The sequence below is a fragment of the Pseudoalteromonas sp. N1230-9 genome, assembly GCF_032716425.1.
GTDB lineage: Bacteria > Pseudomonadota > Gammaproteobacteria > Enterobacterales > Alteromonadaceae > Pseudoalteromonas.
Window position 1 is genome coordinate 406,209 of record NZ_CP090420.1, and the last position, 23,366, is coordinate 429,574.

The following is a 23,366-nucleotide window of genomic DNA, read 5'->3' on the forward strand; positions in this document are numbered from 1 at the left end:
GTGCAATTTAACCAGCTAGGAGACTAACATGGCTAGAAAAGTTCGTCGTGCAAACGTATTAAGTACTACACGTATTTCCCCACATCTACAAAGAATTGTTGTTGGCTCAGAGGAGTTTGCCGATTTTCCACAAGATGCAAAAGGTGCGTACGTAAAGGTATTACTCCCGCATGCCGGTGAATCTAAGGTTGAACTTGATTTACACGCAGAGCATCCAGCATTAATGCGCTCTTACACTATTCGTGATATAAACCCCGTTAACGGTGCAATTACTCTTGATTTTGTTGTTAATCAACATCAAGGCGTGGCAACCAACTGGGCACAAAATGCGTGTGTAGGCGACGAGGTAGGTATAGCAGGCCCGGGCCCTAAAAAACTCACTGATTTTACGCAAACACATTATTTAATGCTGGCAGATTTAACCTCTGTCAATGTAATCAATGGCTACTTACAAGCCCTGCCACAAGATGCCACTGTCGATGTCATTATTCATGTTGCTGATAAAGCCGACATCATTGAGCTTGAGCAAATTGAAGCACACAGCCAACATAGTGTTGAATGGCTAGTTACAGATGAGCCAGAAACAGAACTGCTCGACCAAGTAACACGCTTATGTGCAAGCTATAACACGCAACCTATGGTGTTTATGGCACTAGAAGCAAACTTGGTAAAAGCAATTCGCCGTTTAGTAACAAGCAGTTTTGCGATTGACCATGAACACATTGTTGCATCGGCCTATTGGAAGCGTGGTATTGATGCCGATGGCCTAAAGGTGGAAAAACAGCAACAAAGCCGTGCTTAATTAGCATTTGAAAAATAGCCATTCGCTCTCATTAAATAATTATAAAGAGTTAAATTTTGGAGAGCGAATGTCAGACCTTAGCAATACACCTTTTTCATTGCTTGAATTGAGCCCAATGAAAGAGCACGAAACCGTTTCGCAAACACTAGCAAATAGCGTTACCTATGCACAAACAGCCGACAAACTGGGTTTTAATCGGTTTTGGATGGCAGAGCATCACAATATGCGTGGTATCGTGTGTGCCGCAACTTCTGTACTGATAGGCCACATAGCAGGCAAAACCCAGAATATCCGCGTAGGTGCAGGTGGGGTGATGTTACCTAACCACCCACCGCTGGTGGTTGCTGAGCAATTTGGCACCCTAGAAAGTTTATACCCCGGTCGCATTGATTTAGGGCTAGGCCGTGCCCCAGGTAGTGACCCAATTACCAGCCGTGCTTTGCGCCGTGACGAACAGCGCGCTGAGCACTTCAATGATGAAGTATCTGAACTTCAAGGTTTACTTGGCCCATATAAAGGTGACTCTCCAGTACGCGCAATTCCAGGTGAAAATACGAATGTCCCTATCTGGTTACTTGGCTCAAGCCTTTATAGTGCTGGGCTTGCAGCTAAAAAAGGGTTGCCGTATGCATTTGCTGGTCATTTTGCGCCACGCTTTGTTGAAGATGCCATTGCTTTGTATCGCAGAGAGTTTCAGCCATCTGAGGTGTTAGATAAGCCATACGTCATGCTCGGTTTACCTGTTGTTGCCGCTGACACCGACGAACAAGCACAGTTTTTAGCAACCACAGCGAAACAACGTATTTTAGCACTTATGCGCGGTAAGCCACTTTGGCTTAAAGAACCTGTTCAAACCATGGAGGGGTTATGGACAGCACAAGAAAAAATGCAAGTAGAAAGCTTTTTAGGGCTTTCAGTTGTTGGCGGTCAAGCGAGTGTTAAGCATAAGCTGAGTATGATTAAACAAACGCTACAGGTTGATGAGTTTATTTTTACAAATGACCTGTATGAATTGAGTGACAGACAATATGCGCTGGAAATATTAGCAAGCATCATGCACTAATACGGTTTAGCAAATAGTGAATGCGTGTAATGATTTTTTATGCGCATTGCTTAAGCCCTTGCACTCACTTGTTAAACGGTTTTATAGATTGATTTAATTTAATTATTCCGTTTTAAGGATTGAATTTAACTTTATACAATACATTTATTAACCATTACCCTAGGAAGGTGCACCGTGAAATCTCAAACAATTGCCGCAGTAGAACCACAAACAAAAACAGCATTAATCGCTGAGGGTGGTGGGCAACGAGGGATTTTTACCGCAGGTGTACTCGATGCGTGGTTAGAAAATAATTACGACCCATTCGATTTATTCATTGGCACATCGGCAGGCTCACAAAACTTAACAAGTTATTTAGCGCGCCAAAAAGGTTATGCAAAACGTCTGATCAGAGGGCTTTCTCGCCATAAACGTTTTTTTCAACTTGGCCGTGGACTGTTTGGTAAAAGCATTGTCGATCTTGATTGGTATTTTGACAAAACCAAAGAAGTAAACCGTGCCTTAGATTTTAAAACAGCAACACAAAGCCTAGGTAATCGCGAACTGTTGATTACAACCACTAACGCGGCTGACCGTAAACCGTATTACTTGAGCCCGAATGGTGAAGATACGCAATGGTTGGCCCTGTTAAAAGCATCAAGTGCATTACCGTTTTTATATAAAGATGGTGTTAACTTAACTCCTTGGCTTACTACCAAAGCCGCAAATGATGCCATTATTCAAAGCTCTAATACTGATTTAGTTCATGATATGTATTTAGATGGTGGCCTAGCTGCACCTTTACCCGTGAAAGAAGCCTATAACCGTGGTGCCCGCGATATTGTGGTTATTCGTACTGTTGATGAAAACTTCCAAGTGCAATCGGAATGGGTTAATAAGCTAAAGACACTCGTTCGCGTATCAGGCTATTGCCCCAAAACATTTGATTACCTAGTTCAGCACGAACAAGCATATCAAGATGAATTAGATTTCATTGCAAACCCGCCAAGTGATGCCCGTATCACACAAATTTTTGCAGGCGATAAACTACGCAGTAAGCTATTAGGTAGTACAGATTCAGATCTTCGTTATGATCACAAATTAGGTTTAGCAGCAGGCCGTGCATTTCTACAGCAACAACTGCTAAATTAGTTGGGAGCAGGCTCAGTTAATTAATCTCACTGCCTACTTGAGATATTTTTAAATAGAGTTAAAGTGGTTGGCTATTCACTTTTTGTGACTTTTTATCTAAAGAGCAATAAAGGCTTGCCATGTTTAACACAGCTGTATCGACAATCAATGGTCTTCTTTGGGGAGAAGGCCAAATTCTTATTTATATTCTTCTGTTTGCTGGGATCTGGTTTTCGGTAAGGCTAAAAGCAATCCAACTGGTTAAGTTTCGCCATATGTTTAGCTTGTTAAAGTCGAGTAGCAGCACAGATAAAAACTCAATTAGCTCATTTCAAGCCTTATGTACAGGTCTTTCAGCCCGTGTCGGAACTGGTAACCTTGCAGGGGTTGCCGTTGCTATTTCGTTAGGGGGCAGTGGTGCAATATTTTGGATGTGGGTGATTGCCATTTTGGGCATGGCCACAGGCTTTGCCGAAAGCGTACTTGGGCAAGTCTATAAAGTCAGGGATGCCAACGGCGAGTTTAGAGGCGGGCCAGCTTATTATATTCAACAAGGATTAGGCAGCAGAACACTTGCAGTGTGTTTTGCCTTTTGCTTGTTCCTTGGTTATGGGTTTACGTTTAGTGCCATGCAAACGAATACCATTACCGATGCCCTTAATTACGCATTTGAAATTCCAACACTCTATTCAGGTATTGTGATCACTATACTGGCAGGCTCTATTATTTTAGGTGGCTTTAAAGCTATTGCCCGCTTTGCTGAACGTATTGTGCCAGTAATGGGCATTTTATTTGTACTTGCTGCCATCATAATTACTTTACTGAATATCGGCAAAGTGCCTGCGATGATTGAAGATATTTTACTTTCAGCCTTTGGCTTACAAGAGGCAGGCGCAGGGGCTATGGGCGCAGCAATTAAAAATGGTATTCAGCGAGGGCTTTATTCCAATGAAGCCGGAGCGGGTAGTGTACCCCATGCATCAGGGTGCGCATCGCCAGTACCTAATCATCCGGTCACTCAAGGCTACATTCAAATGCTAGGCGTGTTTTTCGATACTATTGTGCTGTGTAGTTGTACTGCGGTGATTATTTTATTAGCTGATATTGATATTAGTGGCGAAATGGAAGGAATACGCTTAACTCAATCTGCAATGACAGCTCATATGGCCGCTGGTGGCATTTACTTTGTAGCAGCTGCTATTTGTTTATTTGCGTTTACTTCTGTGGTTGCAAACTATGCCTATGCAGAAAGTAACCTTCATTTATTTAAACTAGATAATAAACTCGGCCGAGGTATTTATACCTGTTTATATTTATCCATGATGATTTGGGGGGCATCGGCCACGATTAAACAAGTGTGGGATCTCGCAGACATTGCTTTAGGTTTAATGACAGTGGTGAACGTTATCGCTATCATACGCTTAACGCCAACCATCTTATCTGTGACAAAGGACTACCATAGTCAACGTGAAGCAGGGCAAGAACCCAGTTTTGATTCTGAAAAAGTACAGGTTCAAGGTCAAACAGAACAAGGGATTTGGCGAAAGTAATCTAAAACAATAACGAGAAAAGTAACCATGATAGATATTTACGCAGGGCCAAGTGCTGCAAAAATAATAAAAGAGCAAGGCCTGTCTGCTGATTTGTTTAATACCTTTTTAGGAGCAAGCGGCGGCCCCAAATGGTTTACATTATTTGGTTTGGATAAATATCTATTTGGTGAATTTTTTAAAGACCGTACCACGCCTCTAAACTTGTTAGGGTCAAGTGCAGGGGCATTTAGAGCTGCCTGTTTTGCACAAAACGACCCTGTTGCTGCAATATCTCGATTAGCAAAGTCATATTCTGAAACACGTTATTCATCGAATAAAGCAAAACCAGAAGAAATAACAACAAAAGCACGAGAGTTATTAAGCACTGTTTTTGCTGAAAATGGTATTCAAGAAATCATTAACAACCCGATTTTTAAAGCCCACTTTATAGTTGCAAAATCGAATGGCTTTACAGCATCAGAAAACAAAGTAATGCAGTTAATGGGGTTATCTAAAAGTTACTTAGCCAATAGAATGAATAGGCGTTTTCTGAGTAAGCAATATGAGCGTTATGTATTTCAGCCTGCAGATAGTCAGTTATCGTTTTCAGATAACAACATCTTCAATACCCATACTATTGAGCTTAGCGAAGATAATTTAGCCGATGCGTTACTTGCTTCAGGCTCTATTCCATTAGTCATGCAAGGCATTAAAAACATAACAGGAACACCGCCTGGTATGTACCGTGATGGCGGTATCATTGATTATCACTTTGACTTAACTATTCATAATGACGGACTTATTTTATATCCGCATTTTAATAACAACCCTAAAGCAGGGTGGTTTGATAAAAGTTTAAAACGTGGTATTACCCCTAGGAACTATGATAATGTGGTGATGATCACTCCATCAGCTGACTTTGTAGCTTCATTACCTTATGGCAAAATCCCTGATCGGAAAGACTTTACTGAGCTTGATGCCGATACACGGATTAAATATTGGCAGCAAGTATTCAAAAAAACCGAACGACTGGCAGAGGCATTTGATGCGGTGTGTACTAAAACTCACACTCCGAAAATACACCTTATTAAATAATTTGTCTTTGCCTTAACTACTTAAACTAATTAATCAAGATGTTAGTTTTGTTGTTTTACTGAGAAGTGCTTCGCAAAGCAGCTGTGATTTAACACCTTTTAGTTAAATCCTGAAGTTGTTTTGGAAGTGCGGGTACTTCATCGGCAACAAAGTCAAATCTATGGAATTGAATATCAGTTCAGGTAGCTTCAATAGCTGTATTTAAAAGCAAGTTAATAGCCTTGAATAACAATGATGTTAACCTTAAATAATATGTTTAAAATATGAATTAATGCTCAGAAGTAACAATATTTGCAATTAATCTAGTTCAAAACCAACAAGGCTTAATTAAAAATATAAATTCAATCTTCTAGAAATCTGCAGTTATAAAAAACTCGGTACTTTCACCTATTTTTGATTGGCAACTAATCGTGCCTTTGAGTTTTTGAACTACAAGGTTATAAACAATATTCATCCCAAGGCCGCTTCCACCCGCCCCTCTTTTAGTGGTGTAAAAGGGCTCAAATACTTTACTTTGTACTTCCTCGCTCATGCCTTTGCCATTATCTCTATAATGAACGGTAAGCTTAGAGCTTTGAAGTTCTGCTGTTATTGTTATCTGACCCTTTTGTCTATTTTCAAAGCCATGTATGAGTGAGTTTAGGATCAAATTTGTGAAAATATGCGCGATAACACCTGGATCAACCTTAATCACTAAGTTTTCACTACAGTTAATCTGAATATTATGGCGGCCTTTTTTAAGAGCAGGGGATAAACTACTGACTAAATCGCTTAAATATTCTTTTAAGTTAATTTCACGTTGCTCATCGTTACTGGTATCTACAGCAACAAGTTTAAAGTTAGTAACAAGTTCGGCTGCTCTATTTAAGTTACGGTAAACGATAGTACCTGCTTCATTGATATTGTCGATGCATGAAACAAAGTCTTTTCGTGTTAGGGTTTGTGATTCAAATGCAGTGCGCAGTTTTTCAGCAAGCTCTAATAAGTTCGACGATGCAGTTACACTAACACCTAATGGGGTGTTAAGCTCATGAGCTACACCGGCGACCAAACGACCTAATGAAGCCATTTTTTCTGATTCAACTAAATGGTTTTGCGTTTGTTTTAATTGTTTTAGCGATTCTTCTAAATCATTAGTTCGATCAACCACCTTTTCTTCCATTTGACTATAGAGTACAGAATTTTCGATAGATATCGCCATTTGCCCTATTAGCAAGTTGAGCATGTCTAAATGATTTTGGCCAAATGCATCACTAGTAAGTTCATTTTCTAAATAGACAATACTATTGACCCGATTTTTGTAGATAAGGGGTAAGCACAAAATAGATTTTGGTTGATGTTTTTTAATGTAAGGATCATTAGCGAACACTGAATCAACAGACACATTACCAATTAACGCCATACTTTCGCTACGAATTACATAGCGGATAACACTGGCTGGAATATCAATTGATTTAGTATAAGGTACAGATTTAAATTGGTAATTTGGCTCATTTAAAATGCCAATATTTTCGACCCACCATTTTGAATTTTTCTTAAGTAACAAAGCAACTTTTGAGGCACCAGAAAACTCCATAACTATAGCAATTAATTTATCCATTAACTTATTTATAACCATCTCTTCTGAAAGTACGTTAGCAGCTTGCATCATTGACTGAAGAGCAATTGAACCCGTTGACACTTCCATTGGTAAATTGGTCGGCGGCACAGACGTTTTATCGTTAGTTAATAGTGAGTTTTCTTTCTTTATATTAATCGATAAGTAATTATAAACTGAATGAGACCTTTGCTGGTGGAGTGCTGCATAATCGAGTTTGTTTTGACTGATAAGATAATTGGCGAATAACTCATTAGCTAATGCTTCAATTAGCCTGTAGTCGGCTGTTTTAGCAAGCTCGATTGCTTGATGATATAGAGCAAACACTTCATAGAAAGGTTGGTTATGCAAACTAGCCAATTCTGCCTCTATCAATTTTACCTTATGAAGGAAGTTATCTTCACAAGAGCAACTCCAAACTTTCAACCGTTCATACATGTGATAAAAGATGCCCTGATATTTAATGGAGTCTAGATAAGCTTCTGGTTTAGCAAGTAGAACTAAACAGGAATAAAAATAGGCTTCAGGTGTTTTAATTTGCCCGGGAACACCGATTGGGATGATATTTATCTGATCAATAACCGCAAGTGCCTCACAATATTGTCCCATCAAATAAAGAGCCCTCACTTTTGCATAGAAATACCACGCCTGTGTGATAGGGGAGTCTTCGGCACAAATAAGGTGTTCTTGTTCATTGAAAATATCACAGTCAAAACTGTTGTTATTATCGCATTTCCCCATAAAATGCAGTAATGGCACATATGCACCTGGTATGAAAAAACTCTTAGTAGATTCTTCATTCTTTTCCTTTAAAAAACTTAAATAGTTATCTGCCTCAGAAAAGATTTGATCGCAAGGTGCTCCTTCTATTATTAAATTTGAAATAATATTAACTGCTGCATAGCTGGCGTAGGTCCAATCACCAGCTTGACAACTGAATTGATAGCTTTTTCGAAAACTTTTGGTAGAAAGTGAGAGATGATTACTCCAGTGACAAATTGTTAAGCCATACATAAAGTAAACTTTGCCGCGCAATGCAAGATTAGAGTAATTGTCTGCAATTTTTAGTGCAACTTTGCCAAATTCATCTGCTTTATTAAATTCATTAAGTCTATTAACGCAAACGTAACCGTAAAGAATATATGCAAAAGCTGACTGCTCACATCTGCCATGTTCAAGGCAGAGCCTGCACATTTTTACTGAAGCCCACTGCACAACATCTTCATCAGATAATAAATATGCAGTGATCCAAAGGCTGGTAAGTGTATCCAATAGAGCTAATACTTTTTCATCCTTTAAAGGGGTGGAATCAGAAAGGCTATCAATAGAACGGTGCGCAAGGTATGTATCTATGAGTGAAATCTCGTTCGCTATTTGGCTATCTAAGTCATCTAACTCAGAGGGGGGAGTTAAATTTAGTACTTTTAGAGCTAAATATTGTGTATTTAGGGCCTCTTGGTAGAGCCCTTGTTGATGATAATCATCCATTTTAATCAGTAAAACTCGTGCATGATCTAAAGGTGTGTGCTTATATTTTAATAGCAATTCATAGAATTCATCGGACTCAGTATATTTGTTTAAAATACAATTTACTTTGCATAACAAAAGTAAAGCTTCAAAGGTGACACTATAGTTAATTTTAAAATGCTCCAATCCTATTAAGTTTTTAGCATAACAAAGGTAACCGTGTGCGGAGTTATAAGCAGCCGAATCAAATGCCTTTTTTGCCGCTAAAAAGTTAATTTCAATTACTTGCTTTATTTCTAATGGGTTAGATAATAGTTCAATTGCTTTATTAAACTGATTGGCAAGTTCAAACAAGCTTTCTTCAAGTATGTTATTATTAAGTACATATTGATAAAGCAGCCTAGCGATACTAATATGAACTTGCTGCCGTTCATTATCAGGGATAAGTGAGTAGGCGGCTTGTTGTACGCGGTCATGCAAAAACTTTAATTGTACATTTTCATTAAAGGCAGCTTGTGAAGTAATAACATTTGAAATAGGTTGAGGTGTTAATATTAGTTCTTTATCAATAGCAGGGATCAAGTTTTCAATTATCTGTTTTGCGGTGTATTGATTATCTGATAGTGCAACTAACAAATTTGTGTCGAAAGTATTACTAACACTCGCAGCATATTTTAGTAACTCACAAGCTTTGTTTGGTAGTTCGTTTATCTTTTTTGCCATAAAATCAACAACATTATCCGTAATGTTTTCTGCTAAAATTGTGTTTTTATCCCAGTACCAATAATCTTGTTCAATATCATGGTATAGAAGTCCTTTTTCATATAATTCCGTAATGAATTGTAAAACGAAAAAGGGGTTGCCTAATGTTTTTTTGAATATAATTTCACTCAAAGACCGACAATCTGCTTCAGGAATATTTATGGTGTCACTGATAAGCTTATTTATTACCGCTTTTGATAAGTTATTAAGGAAAGCGTGATTTATAGTTGTATTTTGTTTTTTGATGTCTGTTATAAATTTAGTAAAAACATGCTGTTCATCAACTTCGTTATCACGATATGCTTGGATTATTAATAAGTGGTGTAACTTAGAGTGGCTAAATAAAGATGCGATTAACTCTAGCGATGCTAAATCAGCCCATTGCATGTCATCTAAAAATAAAATAAAAGGGCGGTTTCTACTGCAAATTGCAGTAATAAAATTCAAAAATAAATTATGCAAAATTGTCTTGTCGATATTTTTATTTTCTATGTTTCGTTTTTTTATATTTAGAATTAAATTTAAATCAGAGATTATGTTGCACAAATATATAGCATTTTCACCTAGATGCTCATTGATAATATCTTGCCAAATCATTAACTCATCGTTAGGCTCTGTTAATATGTATCGACAAAACTTATTTAATGCATCAGTAATAGCAAAGTAGGGGATATTCCGTTGATATTGGTCATACTTACCTGAACTAAAATATCCATATTCCCCTGTCATTGGTTTATAGACTTCTCTGACCAGTGCTGATTTACCCACACCTGAATAGCCAGAGACTAAGAATATTTCACAACTTCCTGTAGCAACTCGTGCGAAGGATTGCATTAATTCATTAATTTCTTTCTCTCGGCCGTATAGTTTTTGTGGAATACTAAATTGCTCTGTTGCTTTAAGATTTTTACTTGGAAGCTCAAAATTAGTTAGTGATGAATCTTCCTTAAAGCGATTATTAATCAGCTCTAAATCTTTAGTTAAGCCCCAAGCAGATTGATAACGATCTTCCGCATTTTTTTTAAGGAGATAGGTAATAACACCAGCAAGAACTTTTGGAATATTAGGCTTTACTTTATTAACTGCAGTTACTTTTTTTGCGATATGGCAATGTACGAGAGCAAGTTGATCTTGTTCATTGAAAGGAGGCTGACCAGTTAACATTTCATAGAAACTGGCACCTAAAGAATAGAGATCAGTTCGGCAATCTATTTTACGATTAATGCGTCCGGTTTGTTCAGGTGATAAATAAGCTAATGTACCTTCTAAAACTGCTGGGCTGATTAATCTTTGTGAAGATCTACTCATTGAGGTCGCAATATGTAAACCAAATAACTTGAAGCTAAACAGATCATCACTAATTAGAATATGACTAGGGCTAATATCTTTATGGATTATTTTTTTAGAGTGTAGGTAACTGATAGTTTCTGAAAGCTTAACTGCAAGGGGCAAAAAATCTCTTACTTCAAGTGGGTTCTTATGTATACGCTCTGAAAGAAGTTTTGCAGGGAAATACTCAAAAACAATTGCTGTGCATTCATCTTCGTTGATGAAACTAATTGGTTTTAAAATATTGGGATGGTTTAGTTTTTCTAAAAAAGCATGCTCTAATACAAGTTTGTTTATTGTATCGTTGTTTCTGTTTGCCTCTTTTAATGATTTAATTATTACTAAGTCACCATTTTTTTGTGACTTAGCGCTGTGTAATAAAAAGTAGCTACCGCTGTTGATATAATCAACCAAACTATATCCAGGAACTGGCAAGATAATTCCTTACTAAAAATTAGCTAATACTAATTTAGTATAGTCAATGCTTGTTAATCTTCCATTAATCTAATAAATAAAATAATTAATTAAATCAATGGTATAGCTTTTTGTTAGTGTTTACCTAAGTTGTATATTTAAATTTTAAAGCCTGATAACCATAACAAAATTATTTTGAAGGATAAAAGATAGCTAGCTTGAGGTTTGTACTGTTAATAAACTAATATCCCATAAATTACGTTATGTTAAATTTAGTTAAATAATTAAAAGTGGGAGTTAGGTTGCTAACTAGCCCACTTTTAGAAGGGTTTTAAATAACTTAATTTAGCTCAGAATCTACCCAAAATTTAGTGCCTTTAAGTACTGCTTGTAACGCAAGACCATTTTCGGTTAAAGAATAAACTGTTACTTGGTCGGCAATTGCTTCGGCAACTAAAGCGCCACCATTATTTTCATATTTAGCAGCTGCATCTGCGTTACCACCGAATGCCCAACCGTGTTCAATAAAGCGATTTACAGCGGCTTGGTTATGAAAAACCATAACGACATTAAAGTCTTTAACGCCTAGACCTAAGCCTAAACCAGCTTCACCCATATTCATGTAAGTTGATTTACCTGTTAGGTTATTTTTAACTACACCATAGCCACCACCAAAGCTAGCTAAAACAACATTTACGTTGGCATTATCAAAAACTGCATAACCTGCTGAGTTAGCAATTTGCTGTTTTACATCGGGTTTTTGTGCGTAAAGCTCACTTAGTGTATTATTTTTCATGCTTTGTACTAAAGCACGTTTTTCATCGGGAGAAGCGCTTCCTGTAGTAGCACAACCAGTTAGGATGGCTGTAACTAAAATTAAACTTATAGTAAAAAACTTTTTCATACATATTCCTCGAATATTTGTATGGCAATGGTTATGATAAATATAGACTAAAAAGATAATATTTAAAGTCCAATACTAGACAGTATCGGACTTTGTGTTAGTCTTATAACTTGTTATTTTACAAGATATTTAATCATTATGCTCGTTGCTCTCGTCGATACACTTAAACAACTGCGCTACCAAATTGCCCATCTTGAAGATGATACTCTTGCTACAGAATATCCTGAACTTGATAACTTTATACATCAAGTTGGATTGACTGTTGCTGAATCAAGAAAAGACTTAACTTTTCTATATCAATTCTTGTATGTTTACGGCCGAAAATCAGAAGCAACATTTAATCGCTTTCGAAATGAACTTGAGCGATTCTGCTTATGGGCATGGTTAATTGCTGAAAAATCAGTTTTTGATCTAAAGCGTGACGATATTGAAGCCTATGTTGATTTTATGGTTGAACCAGATTCAGCCTGGTTATCAAATTCAGTTCAATGGCGTTATAAAGATGAACAAGGGATAAGACGACTAAATACAAATTGGCGCCCTTTCATCAATAGAGAAAATATAGCAAGCCAACAAACACTCGCCGCTATGTTTACAGCACTCAATGTTTTTTATAAGTTTGCAATTTTAGAAGAAAAAACATTTGCTAACTTTGTACCCGTTGTTAAAAAGAATAGCCCTTACTTAGTGGTGCAATCGCAAATCAAAATCCCCGATACACTCAGTGATATTCAATGGGAATATGTTTTTGGTGTTACTCGGGATTTATGTGAACAACAACCTGATTTAGAAAGAAATTTATTCACTCTTGCTTGCTTAAAAGGATTGTACTTACGAATATCTGAGTTATCAGAACGACCTCAGTGGTCACCCGTTATGTCACATTTTTGGCAAGATAATGATGGCTTTTGGTTTTTAAGAATAATGGGGAAAGGCAATAAATTACGTGATGTTACTTTAAGCGAAGATTTTATCACGTACCTAAAACGTTACAGACTTTACCGTGGTCTACCTGCCCTGCCCCGCGTTGATGAAGCTGAACCGCTTGTTCACAAAATTCGTGGTAAAGGGGGAATGACTGTTCGACAAATTCGCCGTTTAGTACAGCAAAGTTTTGATTTAGCAAAACAATCATTATTAGATGACGGCTTTAAAGATGATGCGGAACAACTTGAAGCTGCCACGGCTCACTGGCTAAGACATACAGGTGCAACACACGATGCGCAAACAAGACCTCTTAAGCATTTATCTGAAGATTTAGGTCATGCCAAAATAGCTACAACAGATCAAATTTATATTCAAACTAATATAAAAGAACGCGCAAAGTCTGGAATAAAAAGGAAAATCTAATGGAATATACAATACTTGCGTTAGTCGGTTTAGCTCTTTTATTTTACTCACTGACAATCCGTCAGTTAGAGCGAACAGAAATTACTGGGCCGATGTTTTTTGTGTTAGTAGGAATTGCAATGTCTTACTTTTTACCGAGCGAGTTTAAGCTAGGCGATGCTGGACTCAGTGACATTTTACCTTTGGTTGAATTAACCTTAAGCATTTTTTTATTTACCGATGCAGCAAAATCAAAACTAACCGTTTTAAAACATAGTTATCAGTACCCTAGCCTGTTACTTTTTGTAGCTTTACCATTGACATTACTGTTAGGTGTTGCCGGTGCTTTGTTTTTCTTTTCTGAGTTATCACTTTTTCAATCTGCATTGATCGCGATTATTTTAACGCCAACTGATGCCGCGCTTAGTAAGGGAATTTTAGAATGTACATCGGTTCCAGAGAAAGTTCGCGAAGGAATAAATACGGAAAGTGGTTTGAACGACGGTCTTTGCGTACCCATCTTTTTAGTTTTACTTTTATTAGCTCAAAATCCAGAAAGTGCTGTAACTACCGTTGATACTCTACTTGTTTTTGCAAGAGAGTTAGGAGTAGCACTTGTTATTGCTGGCGTGTCGATGGCCGTCTTTATTCCACTTTTAAAAATTGCATTAGCACGTCATTACTTTGCAAATAATAGCAGTCCATTTTTATTGATTGGTTTAGTCATGGCAATTTTCTCTTTAACACAGAATTTTCATGGCAGTGGTTTTATTGCTGTTTTTGTAGCGGGACTTTTATTCGATTACTTAGCCCCTAAAAAAGTACGTTTAACATTAGTTAAAGATTCTGAACATATCGCTGAATTCGTTGCGCTACTGATTTGGTGTTTATTCGGTTTTGTATGTGGTCACTTAATTGTGAATGATATTACCTGGCCAATTGTTTTTTATGCGCTATTAAGTGTGACGATTTTTAGAATTGTGCCGGTACTGCTTTCACTTATGTTTACTAATCTAAACTTCAAAGATAAATTAACTTTTGCTTGGTTTGGTCCACGAGGTTTGGCGTCTATCGTTTTTACTTTAATGGTGATGGATACAGATATTGTGAACAAAGAGCAAATAGCCACCGTAACATTAACAACCATTTTATTTAGTGTTTTTATTCATGGCGTGAGTACTAAGCCGATCGCAAAAAGTTACCAATAAAAAAGGCGCGTAACGCGCCTTATTTATTTTAAAAATTAGAGTAGCTCTGCAATTAATTGCAGTGGATGTTTTGGTTTAAATTTTTCATAGCGTTTCACTTGGCTACGACAAGAAAATCCAGTTGCTAAAATAGTTTCAGGCTCATTATTAGAAATAATCGGTTGCCAACTCATTTCATAAAGTGCCCGTGAATTTTCTTGGTTTTGTTTTTCATGGCCATAGGTTCCTGCCATACCACAACAACCTGTACTAGTCGTATCTAGTTGTAAATTTAAATCAGCAAAAATAGTTTGCCAAACTTTAGATGCATTTGGCATAGCTGTTGTTTCAGTACAATGACTTAACAATTTAAATGGCGAATTCGATTTTGTGGCAAGAGTAACCTGTTTGAAGTTTTGCGTTTGAAGCCATTCATGCGCAAGTTCAACTTTAAAATCTCCACGGTTCTCTTTTAAAATTGACACATATTCATCTCGGTAACACATAACCAAAGATGCATCGAGCCCAACTAAAGGTGCATTGATTTCACTGAGTGAATTTAAAAACTCAGCTGCATTTTTTGCTGTTGTTTTAAATTCATTTAAAAACCCTTTTACATGCTGTGCTTTACCATTAGGTTTAAATGGTAATAGCATTGCTTTTTTGCCTAACGCTTTAATGACTTTAATAAAGCTTTCAACTAATTCGGCTTCGTAAAAACTCGTAAATGGATCTTGAACTATCAATACATATTCAGCTTGTTGTTCTTTGGAAAGCGAATTAAGTAATTCAAAATTAAATTGCTGATCTTTAGAAATACGTTTAGAAAGTTGCGGTACGCTTAAGCTTGGCGTATCAACATAACCAATTGTATTTTTAATTAAACCAGAAACTAGTTTTGTATTTACAATCGGATTTACCACTTTAGCAAACTTGGCCATTACCGGCGCCGTTTGTTCGATGCCTGCCACTAAGTAATCTTTTGCTGGGCGTGCATAATAACTATGGTAGAAATTTAAAAAGCGTGAACGGAATGTTGGTACGTCAACTTTAATTGGGCATGCAGTTGTACATGCTTTACAAGCTAAACATTCGTCCATTGATTCTTTCACTTCATGAGAGAAATCATAAACGCCCTTCTTCTTATCGCGACTATGTTGATAGCGCTCCCACCAAGTGATTACTTCACCATTGATCAATTCTTTTTCAACATTGAGTAAATCAATATTTTCAGACTCTTGAAGTCGTAACCATTCGCGCATTAAACTCGCGCGACCTTTTGGTGAATATCGGCGGTCACCTGTTACTTTATAAGACGGACACATTGGTGATTTTTCATCGTAGTTAAAACACAGACCATTACCATTACAGGTCATCGCGTTATTAAATTCTGTTTTAACATCGATAGAAATTTCTTTGTCGAACCAGGCTCGCTTTTGATCGTCAACAGAAACGAGTGAGTCTTTACTTTCAATTGGCGTACAGATTTTACCAGGGTTTACTCTGTTATTTGGATCAAATGCCGCTTTAATTTTTCGAAGTTGTGTAAATAAATGCTCGCCAAAAAATTCAGGGCCATATTCACTTCGATATCCTTTGCCGTGCTCACCCCACATTAAGCCGCCATATTTGGCCGTCAGTTTAACGACTTCATCAGAAATATGACGAAGCAATTTTTCTTGCTCAGGTTCACACATATCTAAAGCAGGTCGTACGTGTAAAACACCCGCATCAACATGGCCAAACATACCATATTGAAGATTGTGGTTATCGAGAAGTTCGCGAAACTCGACAATGAAATCTGCTAAGTTTTCTGGAGGTACTGCAGTATCTTCAGCAAAAGCTAATGGTTTTTGATTGCCTTTTACATTCCCTAAAAGACCCACTGACTTTTTACGCATTGCATAAATTTTTAAAATATCAGCCTTGTCATTCGTTAACTGATAACCGATCACGCCATTAGTTTGCTTTGCAACACATTTATCAAGTAACTTACAAAGAGTGTCTACTTTGTCTTTTATGTCTTCTGGTGAAACCGCATTAAACTCAACCATGTTGAGCCCTTGCATATCTTTGTTTTCAACATCGGTTATTAAGTTCGATACTGAATGCCAAATGATATCTTCTCGAGCAAGGTTAAGCACTTTACTGTCGACTGTTTCTACCGAAGTTGCATTTGCTGCGACTAGAAAGGGGGAATGACGAAGTGCAGAATCAAAGCTATCGTATTTAATGTTAATTAAAGTCTTAAATTCTGCAATTGGCGTAATGTTAAGTTTCGCTTCTGTAACAATACCTAAAGAACCTTCGGAGCCAGTAATTAATCGGCTCATATCAAAGGTTTGTAAATCATCAGAAAAAATATGTTCTAAATCGTAACCGGTAAGAAAACGGTTTAAACGTGGGAATTTTTCTAAAATAGCATCACGGTTTTCAAGGCCAATATCGATAACTGTTTTATATAATTTACCTACAGTCGTGTTTTGTTCAGCAATTACTTTTGCTTTTTCAATAGGCATAGAGGTTGTTGACATTTCAGTGCCATCAACAAGATAAGTAGTAAGGCCTAAAACGTGATCACTGGTTTTGCCATAAACCAAAGAGCCTTGACCAGAGGCATCTGTATTTATCATGCCACCGATTGTTGCTCGGTTACTTGTTGATAAATCGGGCGCAAAGAAAAAACCATAAGGGCGTAAAAAGTCATTTAATTGATCTTTGATTACACCTGTCTGCACGCGTACCCAGTTTTCTTCGACATTGATTTCTAAGATTTCACGCATATAACGTGATAAATCAACAACTATACCGGGTGTTAGCGATTGGCCATTAGTACCCGTACCGCCACCGCGTGGACCAAATGTCAGTGATAAAAACGGATCACGTGAAGCAATTTGCATAGCAAGTTGTATGTCTTTTGCAGACTTTGGAAAGATGACACCTTGAGGTACTTGTTGGTAAACGCTGTTATCGGTCGATAAACTTAAACGTGTAGAAAAGCTTGCATCGGTATCACCACTAAAACCTTGTTTTTTAATTGTTTCTAAGTAATTAGAAACGAGTTCTGTGGCGGCTTGTTGTTGGCTTATTGTTGCTATCATGACGGTGATAAATTAAGGCATTTTGCAAATTATATCATGCTAATAGCCAAGATAAATTGAAGATTTTACAGTTTGTAACACTCTTTTTATCGATTTAGGGGGCAATACTTTTATACTGTGTATTAAAGCAGCAAATGAGATAGTCAGATGAAAAAAATTGCATTAATCAGTTTAGGTGCCTTGTGCATGTTATTGGGTTTAGTTTTGTCATTATTCCCGGACCGTCGCTGATCTTCTTTATTGCAGGACTTTTCTGTTTATCTTTTTACTATCCTAAAGCGCGTGATTATTTAACCTTGTGCCAAAAGGCACTTACTAAGTCATGTGCCTATATTGATAAAAAACTTGCTCGCTGATTTAAAGGGCGTGTTGCCCTTTGTAGATTAGACTTTGTTCACTCTAGGGGCGATTTAATCGCGGCGCGAGATTTGTAACCTAGTGGGCTAAGTAAAAATCGAGCAACAAAGAGTTAATCGCCCCTAGGAAGAACCCGAAGAGCAGCGCGTGTTTGACATTGATGCTGCGTTATCACCTATTTATGTGGAACAACCACACTACACAGGCTCTGCCTTGCCTAAATACCAAACACACTGCTGCAAAATCAATCATAAAAGGTCAACACGCCCTTCGAAGTAACAAAAATGCCAGCTAAGTGCTGGCATTTTTATATTAGGTTCTTTATTTTAGTTAAATAAAGTACTTAGTCGGCTAATTTCTTAGCAAGATATAACCACGTTTCCAATACTGTATCTGGGTTTAGAGAAACAGAATCAATGCCCTGCTCAACTAACCAAGCTGCAAAGTCTTCATGATCTGAAGGACCTTGGCCACAAATACCTACGTATTTGCCTTTTGCTTTAGCTGTTTGAATAGCCATTGATAATAGTTTCTTGATTGCAGGGTTACGCTCATCAAATAGATGGGCAATTAAACCTGAATCACGGTCAAGACCTAATGTTAACTGAGTTAAGTCATTTGAACCGATAGAGAAACCATCGAAATACTCTAAGAACTCATCTGCAAGTAACGCGTTTGATGGTAATTCACACATCATGATTACTTTAAGACCATTTTCGCCACGTTTAAGGCCGTGCTCTTCTAGTAATTCAATAACGCGTTTACCCTCTTCAAGTGTACGAACAAATGGGATCATGATTTCAATATTAGTCATACCCATTTCGTTGCGAACGCGTTTAATCGCTTCACACTCTAACGCGAAACAGTCACGGAAATCTTCAGAGATATAACGTGCTGCACCACGGAAACCAATCATTGGGTTTTCTTCTTCCGGCTCATATTGCTGGCCGCCAACAAGGTTTGCATATTCGTTTGACTTGAAGTCAGACATACGAACAATTACACGCTCAGGTGCAAATGCACAACCTAGTGTTGCAATACCTTCAACAAGCTTAGAAATGTAGAATTCAACTGGCGATTCATAACCTGCCATCATCTCTGAAATTTCAGCTTTAAGCTCGTCTGACTGTGCATCAAAGTTAAGAAGTGCTTTAGGGTGAACACCAATCATTCGGTTGATTACGAATTCAACACGCGCTAGACCTACACCTGCATGGGGTAAGCGTGCAAAGTCAAATGCACGATCAGGGTTACCCACGTTCATCATAACTTTCATTGGTAATTCAGGCATTTCATCAACACGTGAAGTAAGTACTTCGTAATCTAAAATACCTTCGTAGATGTAACCTGTGTCACCTTCGGCGCACGATACTGTTACATCTTGGCCTGCTTTAATTAAATCAGTTGCGTTACCACAACCAACAACTGCAGGAATACCTAATTCACGTGCAATGATTGCCGCATGACAAGTACGGCCACCGCGGTTTGTAACAATCGCAGCAGCACGTTTCATGATTGGTTCCCAATCAGGGTCAGTCATGTCAGTAACTAGAATGTCACCTTGTTGTACTTTGTCCATTTCATCAATTGAATCGAGTACACGTACTGTACCTGAACCAATTTTGTGACCAATTGCACGGCCTTCAGCAACAACTGTACTTGTACCGTTTAATTGGAAACGCTCCATCACGTTAGCGTCTTCGTTTGAACGAACTGTTTCTGGACGTGCTTGAACGATATACAGTTTACCGTCGTTACCGTCTTTTGCCCACTCGATGTCCATTGGACGACCGTAGTGTTTTTCAATGATCACAGCTTGCTTTGCAAGTTCTTGAACTTCAGCATCTGTGATTGAGAATTTGTTTGAAAGTGACGAATCTACATCAACAATTTCAACTTGCTTACCATGTGACTCATCCGCAGAGTAAATCATTTGAATTGCTTTTGAGCCAATATTACGGCGAACTACTGCTGGTTTACCGTTAGCAAGAGTTGGTTTGTGAACATAAAATTCATCTGGGTTTACAGCACCCTGTACAACCATTTCACCAAGACCATAGCTTGAAGTTACAAATACAACATCTTCAAAGCCAGATTCAGTATCAATACTGAACATAACACCTGAAGAAGCTTTATCTGAACGTACCATGCGTTGGATACCAGCTGATAATGCAACACCACGGTGATCATAACCTTGGTGAACACGGTAAGAAATTGCGCGGTCATTAAATAGTGAGGCAAACACGTGTTTGATTGCAGTCATTACTGAATCTATACCACGTACGTTTAAAAACGTTTCTTGTTGTCCTGCGAATGAAGCATCTGGCATGTCTTCTGCTGTAGCAGACGAGCGAACTGCAAATGAAACATCTTGTGATGCGTCGCCATGTAATTGGCTATATGCGTCGCGGATGGCTTGGTCTAGGTTAGGTTGGAATGGTGTATCGATAATCCATTGGCGGATTTCGGCACCGACTTTAGCGAGTGTATTTACATCATCCACATCCAATGTGTCTAAAATATCGTGGATTTTTGAGTTTAGCCCTGATTGTTCAAGGAACTCGTTGAATGCATCAGCGGTTGTAGCGAAACCACCTGGCACTTGAACACCAGCGTTAGCTAGGTTTGAGATCATTTCACCCAGTGAAGCGTTTTTACCGCCAACACGTGGAACATCTTGCATACCAAGCTCTTGATACCAGAGAACGTATTCTTGCACGGATCTTTCTCCATAAAACAAATTGTAGTACTAACTGTGAGAGTTAAGAAAGAAAACCTTCTAAAAAGGTCAGCTTCATTCTACACTGGCAACAGACCTCACGTAAACCGTGAAGCCCCTATTTTGCAGATAAAGGTAATAAAAAGGTTAATTATGAGAACTGCATTCTATATTTCTGACGGAACAGCTATCACCTCTGAAGTCTTTGGTCATGCGACCTTATCTATGTTTCCTGTTGAGTTTAATCACAAAACAATCCCATTTGTTGAAACAGAAAAAAAAGCAATTGAAGTTAAGAACTTAATTAATTCGACTGCTCAACGTGATGGTGAGCAGCCACTCGTGTTCTTTACTTTTGTTAACCACGAGCTAAGTGAAATTATTAAATCGTCTTGCGCAGTGTGTTATGACTTTTTATCACAATACAGTGATAAAATTTCTCAAGAGTTAAAAGTTGCGCCGGTACCGAAGGTTCATAGAACGCATTCAATGCACGAGAAAAGTTATGATTTTCGTATTGATGCGGTTAACTATGCGTTGACTAATGATGATGGCGCTAACATTAAAAACTACTCTGAAGCCGACATTATTTTAGTGGGTGTTAGCAGAAGCGGTAAAACACCGACTAGTTTATACTTGGCATTACAATATGGTATTAAAGCAGCTAATTACCCGCTTACAGAAGATGATTTAGAAAGAGGCAGCCTGCCTGAGTGTTTAAAAGCTTACAAACATAAACTATTTGGTTTAACGATTGACCCTGTTCGCCTTGCCGATATTCGCCAGCGTCGAATGGCAAATTCAAAATATGCGTCTTTAAAACAGTGTCGTATTGAAGTGCGTGAAGTAGAAATGCTTTATAAAAAGCAGAAGATTCAATTTTTAAATTCAACTCATCATTCTGTAGAAGAAATTTCTGCAAAGATTATATCTGATACTGGACTTGAAAGACGTAAGTACTAACTTATTTTAGTATCGGACATTAAAAAAGGCTGCAATGTGCAGCCTTTTTTTGGATAACTTAGTGTTACTTACGAGCGTCTTTTAATAAGTCAGCAACTAAGAAACCTAGTTCTAAAACTTGATCCGCATTTAAGCGTGGGTCACACTGTGTGCGGTAGCGTTGTGCTAAATCTTCATCAGACAAGCCATACGCACCACCAGTACATTCAGTCACGTGCTGGCCAGTCATTTCAAGGTGAACACCACCTGGGTATGAACCTTCAGCTTTGTGTACTGCGAAGAACTGGCTAATTTCACGAAGAATATTATCAAAGCTACGTGTTTTATAACCTGAGCTCGCTTTCTCAGTATTACCATGCATTGGATCTGAGCTCCAAATAACTTTACGGCCTTCTTGTTGTACTTTACGTACAAGTGCCGGTAGTTTCTCTGGAAGAACATCAGCGCCCATTCGTGTAATTAACGTTAAGCGACCTGGAATGTTATCTGGGTTAACTGCATCGATAAGTTTGATTAGCTCATCTGGGTCCATACCCGGGCCAACCTTCACACCAATTGGGTTTTTAATGCCTTTAAAGAATTCGATGTGTGCATGATCAAGTTGACGTGTACGTTCACCAATCCAAACAAAGTGTGCAGAACAATCGTACCAATCACCTGATAAGTGGTCACGGCGTGTTAGAGCTTCTTCATAGCCTAATAATAACGCTTCATGTGATGTAAATAAGTCTGTTTCTTTTAAGCTCGGTGCAACGGTTGAGTCGATACCACACACTTCCATAAATTCAAGCGCATCTTGAATTCTGTCAGCTAGTTGTTGGTATTTCTCTTTAAGTGGATTTGCAGCAACAAAACCCATGTTCCAACGGTTTACTTGATGTAAATCGGCTAAACCACCTTGTGCGAATGCGCGTAATAAATTTAACGTTGCTGCACTGTGATGATATGCAGTCATCAATCTCTGTGGATCAGGTACACGTGCTTGCTCAGTAAATTCAAAGTTATTGATGATATCACCACGGTATGAAGGCAGAGATACACCGTCAATTGTCTCATAATCTGATGAACGTGGCTTTGCATACTGACCAGCCATACGCGCAATTTTCACGACAGGGCATTTACCGCCATAAGTTAAAACAACGGCCATTTGTAAAAGCGTTTTAAATGTATCGCGGATATTTGCTGCATTAAAGTCACTGAATGACTCTGCACAATCACCACCCTGTAATAAAAAGGCTCTGCCTTCACATACAGCTTCTAATTGCTTGTATAAGCTACGAGTCTCTTCAGCAAATACTAAAGGTGGTGCGCTTTTTAATTGCCCTTCAACTGATTTTAGGGCTTCTTGATCTGGGTACTCTGGCTGCTGAAGTATCGGCAGTTTTCTCCAGCTGTCTGGGTTCCACGATTGCATGTTCTTTCCTCATTCCTAACATAGACCGTTAACGAAAACTAACTTATTGCACGTACTAAGTTCAAGGACAATATTCAGCTATTTATGATTATTTCGTTATTTGATAAACAGTTTCGATATTAACAATTAAAACTCCAATATTTTATTGTTCTAAACCAGTTAGTTACACCTGTTTTACGATATTTTTCGTTGATGCATCATAAAAGAACACATCTTACCTT

13 protein-coding genes are annotated in these 23,366 nt (G+C 38.0%); 8 read left to right on the top strand and 5 right to left on the bottom strand.

The window, feature by feature from the left end; genetic code table 11:
- The first annotated feature begins 28 nt into the window (after positions 1-28).
- From LY624_RS19205 to LY624_RS19225, 5 genes are all read left to right on the top strand, one after another.
- Complete coding sequence (locus LY624_RS19205; protein ID WP_341804850.1) at positions 29-802, top strand: siderophore-interacting protein; 774 nt, start codon at positions 29-31, stop codon at positions 800-802.
- Positions 803-869: 67 nt separating this feature from the next.
- Positions 870-1,865 (top strand): LLM class flavin-dependent oxidoreductase, encoded by a 996-nt coding sequence (locus tag LY624_RS19210; protein WP_341804851.1) that lies wholly within the window; start codon positions 870-872, stop codon positions 1,863-1,865.
- 174 nt (positions 1,866-2,039) lie between these two features.
- Positions 2,040-2,996, top strand: coding sequence for a patatin-like phospholipase family protein (locus LY624_RS19215; RefSeq protein ID WP_341804852.1), 957 nt, complete (start codon positions 2,040-2,042; stop codon positions 2,994-2,996).
- 119 nt (positions 2,997-3,115) lie between these two features.
- Entirely contained in the window at positions 3,116-4,525 is a 1,410-nt protein-coding gene (locus LY624_RS19220; protein ID WP_341804853.1) for an alanine/glycine:cation symporter family protein, read from the top strand.
- A gap of 27 nt (positions 4,526-4,552) precedes the next feature.
- Positions 4,553-5,602 carry a patatin-like phospholipase family protein gene (locus tag LY624_RS19225; RefSeq protein WP_341804854.1) on the top strand — a complete coding sequence of 350 codons (1,050 nt, stop codon included), beginning with the start codon at positions 4,553-4,555 and terminating at the stop codon, positions 5,600-5,602.
- A gap of 349 nt (positions 5,603-5,951) precedes the next feature.
- Here the strand turns inward: LY624_RS19225 and LY624_RS19230 are convergent, their stop codons facing one another.
- Together LY624_RS19230 and LY624_RS19235 are read right to left on the bottom strand one after the other, a co-directional pair.
- The gene (locus LY624_RS19230) at positions 5,952-11,192 is read right to left on the bottom strand and encodes an AAA family ATPase (RefSeq protein WP_341804855.1); all 5,241 of its coding nucleotides are present in this window, start codon (positions 11,190-11,192) and stop codon (positions 5,952-5,954) included.
- A gap of 319 nt (positions 11,193-11,511) precedes the next feature.
- On the bottom strand, positions 11,512-12,075 hold the full coding sequence (locus LY624_RS19235; protein ID WP_130152062.1) for a lipid-binding SYLF domain-containing protein: 564 nt from the start codon (positions 12,073-12,075) through the stop codon (positions 11,512-11,514).
- A 138-nt stretch (positions 12,076-12,213) separates the two neighbouring features.
- Here LY624_RS19235 and LY624_RS19240 point away from each other — a divergent pair, with 138 nt between their 5' ends.
- A complete protein-coding gene (locus tag LY624_RS19240; RefSeq protein WP_341804856.1) occupies positions 12,214-13,425 on the top strand; it encodes a tyrosine-type recombinase/integrase in 1,212 nt (403 codons plus the stop codon).
- Complete coding sequence (locus LY624_RS19245; RefSeq protein ID WP_341804857.1) at positions 13,425-14,612, top strand: cation:proton antiporter; 1,188 nt, start codon at positions 13,425-13,427, stop codon at positions 14,610-14,612. Before LY624_RS19240 ends, LY624_RS19245 begins: the two co-directional genes overlap by 1 nt.
- A gap of 35 nt (positions 14,613-14,647) precedes the next feature.
- Here LY624_RS19245 and ydiJ read toward each other — a convergent pair whose 3' ends face one another.
- Both ydiJ and ppsA read right to left on the bottom strand, forming a co-directional pair.
- Positions 14,648-17,692, bottom strand: a complete 3,045-nt coding sequence (ydiJ, locus tag LY624_RS19250) for a D-2-hydroxyglutarate dehydrogenase YdiJ (RefSeq protein WP_341804858.1) — start codon at positions 17,690-17,692, stop codon at positions 14,648-14,650.
- A gap of 700 nt (positions 17,693-18,392) precedes the next feature.
- Entirely contained in the window at positions 18,393-20,768 is a 2,376-nt protein-coding gene (gene ppsA / locus LY624_RS19260) for a phosphoenolpyruvate synthase (protein WP_237118819.1), read from the bottom strand.
- A 153-nt stretch (positions 20,769-20,921) separates the two neighbouring features.
- Here ppsA and ppsR point away from each other — a divergent pair, with 153 nt between their 5' ends.
- Positions 20,922-21,731, top strand: coding sequence for a posphoenolpyruvate synthetase regulatory kinase/phosphorylase PpsR (gene ppsR / locus LY624_RS19265; protein ID WP_130152056.1), 810 nt, complete (start codon positions 20,922-20,924; stop codon positions 21,729-21,731).
- A gap of 64 nt (positions 21,732-21,795) precedes the next feature.
- Here ppsR and LY624_RS19270 read toward each other — a convergent pair whose 3' ends face one another.
- Entirely contained in the window at positions 21,796-23,145 is a 1,350-nt protein-coding gene (locus tag LY624_RS19270) for a class II 3-deoxy-7-phosphoheptulonate synthase (protein ID WP_341804859.1), read from the bottom strand.
- Positions 23,146-23,366 lie beyond the last annotated feature (221 nt).

What these genes read in the sequence shown, in the direction of transcription:
- LY624_RS19205 (WP_341804850.1), top strand. Translation starts at nt 29, where the DNA reads ATGGCTAGAAAAGTTCGTCGTGCAAACGTATTAAGTACTACACGTATT.
- LY624_RS19210 (WP_341804851.1), top strand. Translation starts at nt 870, where the DNA reads ATGTCAGACCTTAGCAATACACCTTTTTCATTGCTTGAATTGAGCCCA.
- LY624_RS19220 (WP_341804853.1), top strand. Translation starts at nt 3,116, where the DNA reads ATGTTTAACACAGCTGTATCGACAATCAATGGTCTTCTTTGGGGAGAA.
- LY624_RS19225 (WP_341804854.1), top strand. Translation starts at nt 4,553, where the DNA reads ATGATAGATATTTACGCAGGGCCAAGTGCTGCAAAAATAATAAAAGAG.
- LY624_RS19235 (WP_130152062.1), bottom strand. Translation starts at nt 12,075, where the DNA reads ATGAAAAAGTTTTTTACTATAAGTTTAATTTTAGTTACAGCCATCCTA.
- LY624_RS19240 (WP_341804856.1), top strand. Translation starts at nt 12,214, where the DNA reads ATGCTCGTTGCTCTCGTCGATACACTTAAACAACTGCGCTACCAAATT.
- LY624_RS19245 (WP_341804857.1), top strand. Translation starts at nt 13,425, where the DNA reads ATGGAATATACAATACTTGCGTTAGTCGGTTTAGCTCTTTTATTTTAC.
- ydiJ (WP_341804858.1), bottom strand. Translation starts at nt 17,692, where the DNA reads ATGATAGCAACAATAAGCCAACAACAAGCCGCCACAGAACTCGTTTCT.
- ppsR (WP_130152056.1), top strand. Translation starts at nt 20,922, where the DNA reads ATGAGAACTGCATTCTATATTTCTGACGGAACAGCTATCACCTCTGAA.
- LY624_RS19270 (WP_341804859.1), bottom strand. Translation starts at nt 23,145, where the DNA reads ATGCAATCGTGGAACCCAGACAGCTGGAGAAAACTGCCGATACTTCAG.